Source organism: Actinotalea sp. Marseille-Q4924 (assembly GCF_916618755.1).
GTDB lineage: Bacteria > Actinomycetota > Actinomycetes > Actinomycetales > Cellulomonadaceae > Actinotalea.
This window is the reverse complement of record NZ_CAKAKB010000006.1, coordinates 255,270-268,673: the sequence shown is the minus strand read 5'-3', so window position 1 is coordinate 268,673 and position 13,404 is coordinate 255,270. Positions and strand designations below refer to the sequence as shown.

The 13,404-nt window shown below is 69.3% G+C and carries 11 protein-coding genes; 4 read left to right on the top strand and 7 right to left on the bottom strand.

All coding sequences use genetic code 11. From position 1 onward, the window contains the following. Window positions 1–27: 27 nt before the first annotated feature. The 6 genes from LG379_RS16315 to LG379_RS16290 form a co-directional block, all read right to left on the bottom strand. Window positions 28–1,368, bottom strand: coding sequence for a hypothetical protein (locus LG379_RS16315; protein ID WP_225755647.1), 1,341 nt, complete (start codon window positions 1,366–1,368; stop codon window positions 28–30). A gap of 824 nt (window positions 1,369–2,192) precedes the next feature. Next, entirely contained in the window at window positions 2,193–2,792 is a 600-nt protein-coding gene (locus LG379_RS16310) for a DUF1156 domain-containing protein (protein WP_225755646.1), read from the bottom strand. Then, entirely contained in the window at window positions 2,789–3,760 is a 972-nt protein-coding gene (locus tag LG379_RS16305) for a DUF6339 family protein (RefSeq protein WP_225755645.1), read from the bottom strand. The genes LG379_RS16310 and LG379_RS16305 overlap by 4 nt, the downstream gene beginning before the upstream one ends. Beyond that, window positions 3,753–4,700, bottom strand: coding sequence for a hypothetical protein (locus LG379_RS16300; RefSeq protein ID WP_225755644.1), 948 nt, complete (start codon window positions 4,698–4,700; stop codon window positions 3,753–3,755). Before LG379_RS16300 ends, LG379_RS16305 begins: the two co-directional genes overlap by 8 nt. Further along, window positions 4,697–6,622 carry a hypothetical protein gene (locus tag LG379_RS16295; protein ID WP_225755643.1) on the bottom strand — a complete coding sequence of 642 codons (1,926 nt, stop codon included), beginning with the start codon at window positions 6,620–6,622 and terminating at the stop codon, window positions 4,697–4,699. Before LG379_RS16295 ends, LG379_RS16300 begins: the two co-directional genes overlap by 4 nt. A gap of 71 nt (window positions 6,623–6,693) precedes the next feature. Next, window positions 6,694–7,080, bottom strand: a complete 387-nt coding sequence (locus LG379_RS16290) for a very short patch repair endonuclease (protein WP_225755642.1) — start codon at window positions 7,078–7,080, stop codon at window positions 6,694–6,696. A gap of 162 nt (window positions 7,081–7,242) precedes the next feature. Between LG379_RS16290 and LG379_RS16285 the strand changes: the two genes are divergently transcribed. Further along, the gene (locus LG379_RS16285; RefSeq protein WP_225755641.1) at window positions 7,243–8,355 is read left to right on the top strand and encodes a DNA cytosine methyltransferase; all 1,113 of its coding nucleotides are present in this window, start codon (window positions 7,243–7,245) and stop codon (window positions 8,353–8,355) included. On the opposite strand, the gene LG379_RS16280 is transcribed toward LG379_RS16285, so the two are convergent. After that, a complete protein-coding gene (locus tag LG379_RS16280) occupies window positions 8,342–9,313 on the bottom strand; it encodes an HNH endonuclease (RefSeq protein WP_225755640.1) in 972 nt (323 codons plus the stop codon). The two genes, LG379_RS16285 and LG379_RS16280, sit on opposite strands and share 14 nt — an antisense overlap. 173 nt (window positions 9,314–9,486) lie before the next feature. Here LG379_RS16280 and LG379_RS16275 point away from each other — a divergent pair, with 173 nt between their 5' ends. The 3 genes from LG379_RS16275 to LG379_RS16265 are packed head-to-tail and all read left to right on the top strand — an operon-like array spanning window position 9,487 to window position 13,172. Then, window positions 9,487–9,888: a hypothetical protein gene (locus LG379_RS16275; RefSeq protein WP_225755639.1), complete on the top strand. Its 402-nt coding sequence runs from the start codon at window positions 9,487–9,489 to the stop codon at window positions 9,886–9,888. Between the two features lie 40 nt (window positions 9,889–9,928). After that, the gene (locus LG379_RS16270) at window positions 9,929–11,500 is read left to right on the top strand and encodes a hypothetical protein (protein ID WP_225755638.1); all 1,572 of its coding nucleotides are present in this window, start codon (window positions 9,929–9,931) and stop codon (window positions 11,498–11,500) included. Between the two features lie 10 nt (window positions 11,501–11,510). Beyond that, window positions 11,511–13,172 (top strand): nuclease-related domain-containing DEAD/DEAH box helicase, encoded by a 1,662-nt coding sequence (locus tag LG379_RS16265; RefSeq protein WP_225755637.1) that lies wholly within the window; start codon window positions 11,511–11,513, stop codon window positions 13,170–13,172. Window positions 13,173–13,404 lie beyond the last annotated feature (232 nt).

The following is a 13,404-nucleotide window of genomic DNA, read 5'->3' as shown; positions in this document are numbered from 1 at the left end:
CGCTGCTCCTTGTAGTCGGTCGATCGGTCACAGTGCGTCCAGGTCCAGGCCGCCCTGCATCCCGCGGGTGTCTACGCGCTGAGCGGCAGCTGAGAGCGGCGCCCACTCGGACGCCAGCGCATTGAAGAGACCTGCGTCTTCCGGATCCTTGTGCTGAGCGAGCTCATAGAGCCGGTATGCGAGCAACTGAACGGCTTCCAGGTTGACCCGCGTGTTGGCTTTCGCCATGAGGCGGGCTGCAGCTTCGGTGCCCTCAGTTGTGACGGCACGTGCCAGGTGGCACGTGACCTCCCAAACTGAGATTCGGTCATCCTTCGCCGGGTCCCATTTACGCGGCAGCTCCGACGGGCGAAGGAGGCGGACCGAGCCTTCACGTGCGGTTAGCACGCCGCCGTGCTCAAGTCGCTTGACGGGAATATTGAGGGCGTTACCCATGCTCTCGGCGATCCCGTAGTCCCCGCGCTTCCAGCCGAACTGCTTGTACCAGCGCAGGCAGAACCGACTGTCCGCATCTAGATCCCCGTCCTGCTCTGCCAACAGTTCATCGAGTGCCTGGTTGACGAGCGAGAGCGCGGACTTAACCGACAGGCTCGAGCCGTCGGACTCGATGACACGTGAGTATCGAGAGTACACGGCCATGCCGGGGCCGATCGTCGCCTGCGCGAGGTCAACGGGAGCGATCGCACCTTGCTGGAGTTCCGTGAGCGCCGCTGGAAGCTCTGCCCTGAGTGCACGAATAAAGTCGCGTCGAGAGATCACCGGCTCGTCAGCATTCCGAGGCCGAAGGACGAGGACGATCGATGAAGCAAGGGCGTTGGCGCCTGAGGCGACCAGGCGTTTGTCCAATTCGGTAAGCAGGGGCCAGGTCGCAGTGATCCGCCACCCCGCTGCAAGCATCGCCTCAAGGATGGTTGCCCAGCCGGTCGAGAGGATATCGCTCGCTTTGCGTTCTTGCTGCTTGAAGGCGTAATACACGGTGATTGGCGTGTCGTTCCCCGCGCTTAGTCGCATGGCGGTAAAAACCTGCCTGAAGCCATCTTCGAAGTGCCGCTCGGCGGAAGCCGAGCCGCCGTGTCTCTGGGGACTTGCAATGAGTTCCTCAAGCTTGGGGGTCAGGACCGTGCCGAACAGGTCTGGATGTGCATCGCGGAGTACCCGTCGCAACCAAACATAGAAGAAGTCCGAGAGATCCGCGTACCCAATATTGCTGTAGTAGGGAGGGTCCGTCGAAACTACGAAGCCGGAGTAATCGCGCGTGCGCGCGTCCGCCTGCACCACCGTCGCTTCGCCAACTGCCCACGACATCGTCAACGGCTTGATCACGTACTTCAACGCGGCATCCAGGGATCCGCTGCTCGCGGCCAGCACATCGCCTCAGAATAGTCCCATACCATCGGAATCGATTGCTGTCCGAAGAGCTGCTGAGAAACCTGTCCCTTACTCTCCCAACGACAGAGGGAGTTCGACCAGTCGGTCAGCCTGGAAATCGCCAAACCAAGGTATGTGAGAACGGCGTCCGCGTAAGCCCTCGCGCCCGTACCGCCGCTCACAAGGGAACCCTCCTCGCTGAGTCCGGCCGAGATGCCGTCCATCAAGATTTCGGTGTGAAGATCGGACGCAATATCGCAAATTGTTGTCAAGGCGATGAGCTGTCTATCGGTAAAGAGGTGACTCCACGAAGTCATGCCGTAGGCCTGTACGCGAAATCCTAGCGCCGCCTCTGGAAGATTTCCCGGGACTCCGCTATTCTTCTTCTGCACCCTGGCCGCTCGCTCGTGCTCTTGAGTTGGAGGTAGATACTCCCGACCTCTCTTGCCTTGCGCCACAACCGCGATCAGCCGGCTGCCAATTCGATCAGCGCGGCCCTCGCTGCGAATGTACTTCAGTTCGATAGAGGAGTCACAGGCCAGGCAGCGAGCGCCCGAACCGCTAACGGTCCCCGGAGCGGTCGCCTGCTGGTTATGGCAAATCGTGTACTCGATAGCCCGTCCCGCTCCCGTGGCAGCGGGAACGACCTTTGGAAGGATCCGAACTTGCTTCCCGGGCTTACTGCTGAGTAGCCATGATTGAACGAGTGGAGCTTCCATGCGACACGCGGGATTCGGGCACTTGACCGTCCGGGCCCATAGCCAAGCGATCACTTCGGCGCTGCTGCCGTCGGGGAGAGTCGCGTTTGGATAGTGTTCGCGCAGTCATACTTTGGCCCGCTCGCGCAGCAGTTCGCCGTATCTCCGGACGTCTTCCGCGAGGCCGGTTGCACCAGGCCACGTGTTCAGGTCCCGACCAGCACTGCTAGGGGAGACCGGAGGGTTGCCGGCGAACCTTGGAGGGATCTCTACCAGTGCGCGCGTGAGAATGGCCGCAACGGGATTGAGATCGCTCGCTTCGACACCAAGGCCAAGGCGTTGCGCTTCGATCGGGATTGCGCCGCCACCGGTGAAGGGGTCGAGGACGGTAGGAGCGGTGCCCATCGACGCCACGATCTCAGCGTGCGCCTCGCGCATCAGTGCTCGGTCGTTGACCGCATCCCACTGAATGAGTCGCCTTATCAGGTCATGCAGGCGCGCACGCTCTCGGCGGACTGAGGCTTCCGTTGGAAATCTATCCGGATTCGAGGATGGATCGTCAACCAGCTGGGCGAAGAGAACGGCGCGCGCAGCCGTGATTGGGCGGCGAGCCCACCAGTGATGAATATGTTGCGGCTTGCCGACTTTTCTAGCCTTTTCCGCCTTGAGCGCACGATTGATGTCCTCCAGGGGCAGGGAGACCTCGATCAGCTTGCGACGCGTCACCTGGGGATTCCTTCCGGCCTGAGCGGGCCTGTGGATTCGTGCTCCGGGGCAGCGTAGGGCGAGGCACCCACACGGTCTTCCACGAGGTCCGTGCTGTCGGCAGCGGAAGACCGCCGACGCAGCGAAGAGCGGGTACAGCGTGCCTCGGCGGTCGTGCGGGCGTAGCCGGCGCAGCGTCGGGCGATGCCGTTTGCGGCCGTCATGGCCTCGGCGGTGGTGTCGACGCACGACGGGCCGTCCGGGAGCACGTCCCAGCCGAACGGTTGCTGGGGTGTCTGGCGCACCCACCTCACGTAGCCCGCGACGTCGTCGGCCGCGTAGCCGACCTCGGCCTCGGGCGGCGCGCCGGCGGTCGCGAGATTGACGACGCGAGCGAGGTCGTTGACGTCGTCGGCGGACACCTCCTCCTCCCGCCCCTCGGGTGCGGCGACCTCGAGGAGTGCCAGGGCGAGCGGCCGGCAGCGGAGGAACGGCCGGTGCAGGTAGGAGTTGGGCAGGTCCTGCCGGACGAAGGCGCGGACGACGGGCCGGTAGTCCGAGCCGTCGCGGAAGAGCTCGCCGCCCCACCACAGGCGGGCGATCGCCTGCTTGTTGACGGCCCCGGTCCAGCGGTCCTCGGTCACGCCCTTGTCGCCGTCCCACCGCCATCGGACGTAGTCCGCGCACTGCAGCGCGAGCCAGAGCCACACCTGGCGGTCCCCGGCCTGGGCCCGGGTGAGCCGTAGCGCCCAGTGCACCCTGGGGGCGAGCCAGCGGTCGCTCTCGGCGCGATCGGCGGACCACCGACCGGCGTCACGATGGTCCGCCCAGTTCGCCATGAGGTCCGCGAAAGCGGCGAGCGGGACGGGCGACCCGTCGCGGTGGGTGACCGGCCCCGCGCCGGCCGGGAGCCAGGCCGGGTCCTCGACGATCCGAGCCCGGTCCTGCGCATCGACCGGCGCCGTGAAGGTATGGAGCACGTCAGGCATTGCGGGCCTCCTCGCTCAGCGAGGCCTGGAAGTCGGGTAGCCCGGCCAGGCGCGCGACGGCACCGTCGATCTCGCTCCAGAGGTTCGCGCGGGCAATGGCCGGGCCGGTGTCGGCCTCGACGATCCGGCGGCACAGCTCGTCGATCCCACTGGTCGATCGCATCACTCCCGCGACGCCCTCGAGGGTCTGACGCAGGAGCTGATCCGCGGGTGTCACGACGCCGTCGTCGTCCGCCTCGAGGTCCGCGGCGGCTGCCCGCACCAGCGCGGTCAGCGTGATCCGGGCGACCTCCGCCCCCATGAGGTCGCGAGCCCGCCGGCGCTCGCCCCGCGCGGTGTCGGCGTGGAGGAGCCGGTGGAGCCCCGGCATGGCGTCGTTGAGGTAGAGCGTCGGTGAGCCCGAGAGGTCCATGACCGCCGGCGCGCCCGGAGAGCGCCTGGCGAGCTCCGGCGCTCCTGGGTCACCGAAGTCGACCCACACCATCGGGAAGGGTGGTGCTCCGACCGGGACCGGTGCGTCACTCGGGTCCACCACGACCGACCAGGGTTCGGACCGTCCGAGGAACCGTACGCGACCGTCGAGGACCGCCGTCAGCTCGGCGGTGACGGTCGCGATGCCTGCGAGCAGGTCCTGCGGCAGCTCGACGCGCGCGCGCCAGGAGCCAGCACCGTCCGGGGAGAGCGGGAGAGGCAGGCGGGTCTGGGCGCGGGGCGCGGAGACGAGGAGGTGAGCGGCGTCGGGACGGGGAGCACCACCCGCGGACGGAGCGGTGGCCACGGCCTCGAGGGCGCAGATCGCCCAGTCGGCCACCAGGTCAGAACGCAGCCGGCGATGATCCGGCATCAGCACGTCGCTGCGGGCGACCCCGTCGAACGTCGGCTCGCGGAGATCCAGCTGCCACGGTTCGCGGAAGGTCGGCCACGGGTAGAGCGGGATCATGCGTCCCGTCCCACCGGTGCGGGCCCGAGGGCACCCAGCACGACCTCGACAGCGGACTCCTCCGCAGGGATCGGCAGCTCTGCCGTGCTGACCCCCCGCACCAGGATTCTCACCACCCGCGCGTTGGCCTTGGCCGGGAGGAAGACGCGGCCATCGGCCGCCCCGCCCTCCCGCGACAGGACCTCCAGTGGTCCGTCCCACGTCACGTGACGGCGGGACCCGTCCAGGCCGACCAGCGCGAGCTCGGGCACGACGGACCAGCCCTCGTCCCGGTTCTGCGCCCTGACGGTGAAGTCGACAACCCACCGCCCCTCCTCCACCCAGCCGGAGTCCATCGCGACGGTGGGCTTCCGCGGCGCGGCGGGTCCGCGACCACCGCCCTCCCCGGGCTGTCCGCGGAGGAACCGCAGATGCTTAAGGACGGACAGGGGAGCGGTGTCCGGTGGCGGTGGCGGCGGTCCGAAGAGGTCCTGCAGTGCGCGGGCGACGTCGAGCTCGATGTCCGTGAGGTTCCGGCGCCACGGCGCCACGTAGACGCCGTTGAGGTTGACCTGGCTGACCTGCTTGCGGCCGCTCCGGGGGATCCAGCGGTCGTGCGGCGGGGGCTCGGCATGGCGCAGGAAGTCGTCGGCGCGGAGGTCCTCGGCGGTCGGCGATTCCGGGTCCTTCGCTCCACCGGCCAGGAGGAAGGCGTGGAACATCGCGCCCTCGACCGGCGGCGGGGTGAGCGTCTCGACGACCATCTCGGGACGGCGGAACAGGCACACCTGGTTCTCCAGGCTGTCCTTGACGTCGTCCGACAGGGTGACGACGAGCTTGGCCGTGTGCTCGAACGCGGGATGGTCGGGCCTCCGGCGACGCGGGACACGGATCGGGACGTCGCGGACGACGACGTCGCCGACCTCCTCGAGCGTCTCCTGCGCGCGCCCTTCGTCGTAGGCGCGGAGGGCGCCCACCAGCTCGGTGAAGGTCTCCTCGGCGTCGACCCGGTCCTGCTGCACGAGCACGCCGTCGTCGACGACGTCGATCCGGACGCTCATCCGACCCCGCGCCAGCGCCGGCCAGAAACTCTCCGCGATGCCCTGGCGGAGCTCCGTCGCGAGTCGGGTCAGGTCGCGTCGACCGTCGAGCGCCGACGTCGGGTCCTCGGGGTCGAAGAAGCCGACGATCAGGGCCGACGTCCCCGGGCGGTCGTCCTCGCGGGTCAGGTGCAGCGCGGCGACGAGCTCGTCGTCGGCCCAGTGCGACCGGACCAGGTCCTCGCCGTCCGGCACGACCCCGAAGTGGCCCCTGCCCTGGTACGGGACGCCGTCGCGGTGGTGGGAGACGCCCTGCTGCACGCCGAAGAGCCGGGTGCGTCCGCGGCCGTTGTCGTCGGCGGTCCTCGACCCGAAGAGGGCCGTCTGGAGCCGCGAGAACCGCCAGTAGACCGCCTTGCCGAGTCCGAAGGAGCCGCCGGCCGCTGCGTCCTTCCCGCTGAAGAGGTCCAGGCGACACAGCTTGACGAAGTCGCGGAAGTCGTCCGGATCGCCGTCGGCGAACTCCGGCCCACCCAGCCCGCGGCAGCCGTAGTCGGCGACGCGCAGGAGGACGAGTGACTCGGCGTGGCGGAGGGACTCCATGCCGTCGATCAGCTGGTTCGCCGAAACGGCGCCGCGGGACGCGGCACGCATGGCGTCGAGGTGGGGCTTGAGGCCCGTCTCCCAGCCCAGCGCGTTCTCGAAGGCGCGCCGGTCGCCGCCGGTGAGGCGGATCAGGGTGTAGACGATCTCGACTGCGCCTCCGGGTAGGGCTGCGTCATTGGAGTTCTGCGCGGTCTCCCGAGCGAGGGACGTCAGGCCGGCGCCGACGGTCCACTGGTTGGCGTTGCCGAAGTTGGCATGAGCAGGGCTCTGCCGCTCGAACTGCCACCGCAACGCCACGTCGTGGATCCCCTCGCCTCACGTCCCCTGCCCTCATCGGCACGGGACATCGAGTCCATGAGGGGATGCTCTCAGCTTCCCTCGGTTCTTGTCCGCTCCCATGCCACCATCACGCGGTCTGCCGCCATCGACGGGTCCTCGTGCTCCCAGATGCGCAGGACCGTCCAGCCGATGGCTGCCAGGTGAGCATCGGTGGACCGGTCCCTCGCGACGTTCCGCTCGAGCTTCGCCGACCACCATGCGGCGTTGCTGACGGGCTGGGTGCCGTGATCCGGGCATGCGTGCCAGAAGCACCCGTCGATGAACACGGCGATGCGGGCGCGCGGGAACAGGACGTCGGCACGGCGACGGGGGAGCCCGGGGAGGGGGTGGTCGACGCGGAAGCGGAGGCCACGCCGATGCAGGTCGTGCCGGAGCAGGACCTCCGGAGCCGTGTCACGGCGGGCCTGACGGGACATGCGAGCGGAGACCGCGGGGGAGTGGGGCACCGGTGCTGTCGCTGCAGGGTCATGGGGCACGGGCGTCGCCACCTCCGGGTTCGAGCCGTCGTCTCAGCCCTCACCATGATCCGCCGGCGTGGTGCCGCGGGCGTGTGGGTGGCCGGACCTATCGTGCGACCTGTGAGCTCCTCCGCCCCAGACCTTGCGCCTGCTGACGGAGACGAGCTCCCCGCGGCGGCGCTGACGGTCCTCGATCTCTTCGCGGGTGCGGGCGGCATCAGCACGGGACTCGGCTTGACGAAGGGCTTCCGCACCGTCGCCGCCGTGGAGATGGACGTCGCCGCTGCGGCCACGTACCAACTGAACCACCCGGACACCGAGGTCTTCGTCGGTCCCATCCAGGACTGGCTCCGGGACGCCGAGGTGCCGCGGGTCGACGTCGTCGTCGGTGGTCCGCCGTGCCAAGGGTTCTCCACCCTCGGGAAGCAGGACGCCGAGGACGTTCGGAACTCCCTGTGGCACGAGTACGCACAGACGATCGTGCGGGCACGACCGAAGTACTTCGTGCTGGAGAACGTCGGTGCCTTTCTGAAGTCGGCGCAGTACGAGCAGCTCGTCGCCGCGACCGAGCCCGGCGGGTTGCTCGAGAAGTACAGCGTCCTGGCCGATGTCCTCAACGCCGCAGACTACGGAGCCCCGCAGGCGCGCAAGAGGGTGGTCCTGATCGGCCATCGCAAGGACCTCGACTTCCCCGGATGGCCGGAGAAGAAGTTCGAGGGCCGCCACCGGACGGTGGGTCAAGCGTTGCGTGGCTTGGCGGCGGAGGTCGACGGGATCGACCTACCGCCTCGAACCGCTCCCGTCGGCAACAAGCGGCTGCCGGGTCCGTTCCGGACGATCGAGCTCCACCTCGGCCGGAACTACTCGAAGCTCTCCTTGGCTCGCTTCGCCCTCATCAAGGAGGGCGGGAACCGCTTCCAGATCGATGACCCGAAGCTGCTGCCTCCGTGCTGGGTGAACCACCGGAGCGGATCGGCCGACGTCATGGGACGCCTCCGATGGGACAAGCCGTCCGTGACGATCCGCACCGAGTTCTTCAAGCCCGAGAAGGGTCGGTACCTCCACCCCGAGGCCGACCGGGCGATCACCCACCTGGAGGCTGCACTCCTGCAGGGATTCCCCCTGGACTACCGATGGGTCGGGTCCAAGGTCGCGATCGCCCGGCAGATCGGGAACGCGGTGCCGATCCCGCTGGCCAAGGCGATCGGCGAGCAACTGCTCAGCGCCCGCTGACCTTCTCCAGGTCGTGCCACCTCGACCGGGCGGCGACGTGGTGTTCCTCGATGAGCTCCGTTCGCGGTCTGAGGCGCTCAGGCACGGTGATGCGGCGACCCTCGAGGGCTTCGAGGGAGGGATGAGCGGCCAGTACGACCGGCGCCACCCTGGAGGTCCAGGTCGACGGCTCGAACGTCACGAGGAGCCGATCGAACAGACGGTGGACGTCTGCGCGGAGAAGCAGGCCGCCGTCGTCCTCGTGCACCGGGCGCTCGGCGTACGTGTACAGGTGTGCCGCGTCGAGGACGGACTCCGGCTGGTCACCGGTGAGGGCGCACGTCGCGCCGAACCGGTCCAGCATCCGCTCGCGGAATCGCTGCTGGCCGACCCGCTGCTTGACGAGCCGCTCGACGTGGCCGGCCGCGAGCGGCGCCTTCCGCATGAGCACCTCCACGTGGAGGAAGGCCTCGACCCCACCGTGGAACTGCAGCAGTGCCAGGGCCTGGGCCACGTCCAGGCGACGGATCGCGTTCTGCTGGTCCGCTCCCGCGTAGACGGGCTCGAGGGCTCGGACCGGTACCGGGGACGGGAACTCGAACCACCAGGACGTGTACGACGCCGAGTACGTCATGACGTCCTTCGGGGTCGGTACGGGCGCCTCGAACGTGTTCTTGCAGTCGTTGCACCGCCATGGGGGCAGCGACCTCGTTCGCCGCTTCACGTCGGCCGAACCGCATTCTGGGCATCGGTCCATGACCTTGACGTCCGGTGCTCGGTCGATCGACTCGACCACGCCGTACCCGTAGACGAGATGGGCGTCGCGGAGGATCAGGATGTCGCCCTCGTGGACGTTGCTGTGATTGACGACGTTCGAGTCGTAGGCGTACCGGCGGCCCGTCTTGTCGCGGTAGAGCTGCGTCGCGTCCTCGGCGTCGCCCTTGGTGAAGCAGCTCCACGCCCGGATCTCCCCTGCCATGGGGTGAGCTCAGCACACGCCATGGCGGTTCGGTAGGGCTGTCAGGCGGCCGCCTGCGTGCGGGTCACCCGCTCGGACGAACCAGTGCCTGGCAAGCGGGGGGCGGACCTTGTCTGACTGCCGCGACCTGCCGATAGGGCAGCGAAGCCGCGTGAACACCGTGGAGGGGTGGCATGAGCACGACCGCAATGGCAGACATCGAGTGGATCCTCGAGCGGAACGACTGGGTCGTTCACGACTTCCAGGGCGTGTTGGTCATGTCCTTCGAGTCCGGCGTACACATCTTCGTGTCCGCGATCGACCTGGCCGGCGTGAGCTTCGTCTGTCTGCGGGCCTCCGTCGGATCGGACCTTCAGCCATCCCCCGCGCTGTACAGGTGGGTCGCCACCCAAGCAGGTGAGTCGATCGTCGGTGCGCTCGACGCCGACGTGACCGAAGACGGCCTCGTCGCCGTGACGCTCCAGTACTTCGTGCCGGTGGACGGGTTCAACGACGACACGGTCGACGTCCTCGTCGGCGCGATGTGCGCTCGTGCTGAAGGTCTCAAGGAGACGGTCACGCAGATGTTCGCGTGAAGGGAGGCCGCCGCGAAAGGTGCCGGGATACGTTCACGACATGCGGGCCGACGATGACGTCCACAACGAGCCGAACGGGCTCCTCGCCGCGCTGGTGACGGCGAGCGTCCTGGCGCAGCCGGAGGTCGCGCTGACCCGTGGCATCGCATGGGTGCTCGGACTGGAGGGAGCGTCGGGCGCTCTCGACCAGCTGGTGCGGGGCGCAGGCCTCGAACCATCCCATGGGACTCGGTGGTTCACCGAGGTGGCGGGTGCCGACGGTGGACGCACGGATCTCGAGTGCCATTGGGGGACGCCGTCACGTGCGCACGTCGTCGTCGAGGCGAAGCTCGGCGACGCGCTCACCTACGCGCAGTTCGGCGGCTACCGGTCCCGACTGCCGGCGGACGGTGGGCTGCTCGTCGCGCTCCTCCCGCAGGCCCGACGCGCCCACGGCGACCGCGTCGTTGCGGAGTACCGGCACGTCCACTGCGACGACCCCGTTCGTCTCGCCGTCTGGACCTACGACGACGTCCTCGGTGCGCTCGAGGCGCAACTACCGGACAGCGGCGACCTCGCCCAGCTGCGGAGCCTCCTCGAGGCGCATGAAGCCCTCGATGTGCCGCCGCTCACTGAGGACGACCTCTGGGACGACGGCCGGATCCGGGACCTCAGGACGGACCCGGTGTGGCGGGTGCTGGACGCCGCCTCGTCCGGGATCTTCGGGCACCGCCTCCCTGCTGGGCGGGCGCCGGGCATGCAGATGCGCCGCTACGTCGCCGTGACGCCTGATGGCGGGGTGTTCGCGGTCGGCGTGGGGCTGACGGAGAAGGACTCGACCGCACCGCGGCCGTGGCCATGGCTCGTGGTCCCGCATGACACGCCGTACGGCCGTGTCATGGCGCAGGCGGTCGCCGCCATGTCGGCCGGGCGCGCCGAGGAGCGACACGACGCAACCTTGGTCCCACTCGAGATGCCCCTCGGCGTTCCGGGCGCTGTCATGGTGCCGGAGGTACGCGCCCGCATCGAGGGCTACGCCGAGGCGGCGCGGGACGCCGTCGTCCGAGCGCAGCAGGCCTGGAGCGAAGACGCGCCGGACCGGTTGCTGCAGTACCTCCCCGCCGTTGCGGGGATCGCACCGATCGCCCCGGCCGACATGGTGGACAGCTCGGACCGGCGCCTGGCGGACATCGAGCACCTCGTGGACCAGTTGGGTCGCAGCGCCACGGCGGGCCGCGTCTCCCAGCGCATCTCGAACGATCCCGACTATCGCGTGGTGCGCTACATGGGTGTGCCGCCGCTCGCAACCTACGTGTCCACGGCGATCGGTGCCCGGACCTCGGACGACGAGCCGCTGCCCTGGGCCTGGCTCCGTGTGCCCCGTGGTGCCCGTACGTGGAGATGGCTTGGGAGGTGTTCGAGCAGATGGCGCCCGGCCGGGTACGTGAGGACCCGAACGGACGCGCGATCCCGATCGACTGGGCTGCTGGCGCAGAAGGTCCGGACCTACTGCGTGCCGCTCTTGCCCAGTTGCAGGACCTGCGGGACCGGATCCGGGCTGCCGTCCTCGCGGCCGAGCGGTGACGCCGCGCCGCCCGCGTGGCGGAACCGTCCGCTAAGTGACCCGCGATAGACAGGAACACGTGCCCCGCCTCCACCCTGAGACGCCGGCGTTCCTCGACGCCGGTGGTGACGCCGAGCGCACGGTCTGGGACCACCTCCGCGACCAGCTCCCCGACGACGCGGCGCTGTTCGCGCGGGTGAATCTCCTCCACGGGTCCCACGAGCGGGAGATCGACCTGCTCGTCGCGTGGCCGGGCGTCGGGCTCGCCGTCGTCGAGGTCAAGGGCGGCCACGTCACGTACCGCGACGGGCAGTGGTGGCAGAGCGGCGGTGCGGACACGCACCCGATCGACCCGGTTCGCCAGGCGCAGGGTGCCCGGCACACGCTCACCACGCTCCTGCGGGAGCGGGGACTCGCGGCGCAGCACGCGCGCGCCGTCCACATGGTCGCGTTCCCGCACAGCCGCGTGCCGCGCGACTTCGCCACCACGGAGGCACCGCGCGCCGTCGTCGTCGACCGGGACGACCTGGGCAGCGTCGCCTTCTGCGTGAAGCGGGCGATCGAGGAGCACGGCGCCGGGCACGGCGTGCCGGACGAGGCTGACGTCGACGCGCTGGTCGACCTGCTGGCCGGCGGGTTCGAGGCCCAGGTCGAGCTGCTCAGCCTCGCGGCGCAGCACGAGGACCGCATCGACCACCTCACCGCCGACCAAGCGCACGTGCTGGACGTGCTGCGCCATATGAACCGCCTGCAGGTCGTCGGCGGGGCGGGCAGCGGCAAGACATTCCTGGCGCTGGAGCAGGCGCGTCGTCGGGCGCGGCAGGGGGAGCGGGTCGCGCTGCTGTGCTACTCCCGTGGCCTCGGCCGGTACCTCGAGCGCGTGACGCAGACCTGGCCCCGCAAGGAGCGGCCGGCCTACGTCGGGCTCTTCCACGACCTGCCGCTGGCGTGGGGAGCCGAGCCGGGCGCCGACGACGACTCCGACTACTGGGAGCGGCGCCTGCCGCTGCGGTTGGCCGAGCTCGCCGACGCTCGGGTGCCCGAGCAGCTGTTCGACACGGTCGTCGTCGACGAGGCCCAGGACTTCGGCGAGCTGTGGTGGCCGTCGCTGCTGCGCTGCCTGCGTGACCCGGACCGCGGTGGGCTGTTCGTGTTCCTCGACGAGGCGCAGCGGGTGTTCGACCGAGACGGGCACGCACCCGTGGACCTCGCGCTGGTCCCGCTGGAGGAGAACCTGCGCTCGACGCGGCAGATCGCGCAGGTATGCGGGGCGTTCGTCGACGGGGTGGTCAAGCCGCGCGGGCCGGTCGGGACGCCGGTGCGGGTGGTGGACGTGCCCGCCGAGGACGCGATCGACGTCGCGGACGTCACCGTCGAGCGGCTCATGGACGAGGGGTGGAACCCCGGGCAGATCGCGCTGCTCACGACCGGGCACAGGCACCCCGCGCAGACGCTGGCAGTCGACATGGTCGGCCACGCCGAGTACTGGGACCGCTTCCTGGCGGAGGAGGACGTCTTCTACGGGCACGTGCTCGGGTTCAAGGGGCTGGAGCGGACGGTGGTCGTGCTGGCCGTCAATGGGTTCCGTGAGGCCGAGCGGGCGCGGAGCCTGCTGTACACGGGGATGTCGCGGGCGCGGCTGCAGCTCATCGTCGTCGGGCCGCGGGCGGAGATCGAGCGGGCGGGGGGAGAGGGCGTGCGGCGGCGGTTGGCGGAGGCGGAGGAGTGGGTGGTGGCGTGATCGCCGATGGGGTCGCTGGCCATCGTCTAGCCCGGGGCCGGCGACGGACTTGCCTGCGTGTCGGCGTCCCGGGCCCGCGGACTGCGAGATGGTGAAGGACGCGTACTACGGCGCGCCGCGTCGTCAGCGTTTCCGAGCGGTGGCTTCCCTGGACAACTCCGGGACCGGCATCGATTCATGTCCGCAGGTCAGAGAGGGGCGCAGGTTAGGACCGTAGATAAGAACACTCGCC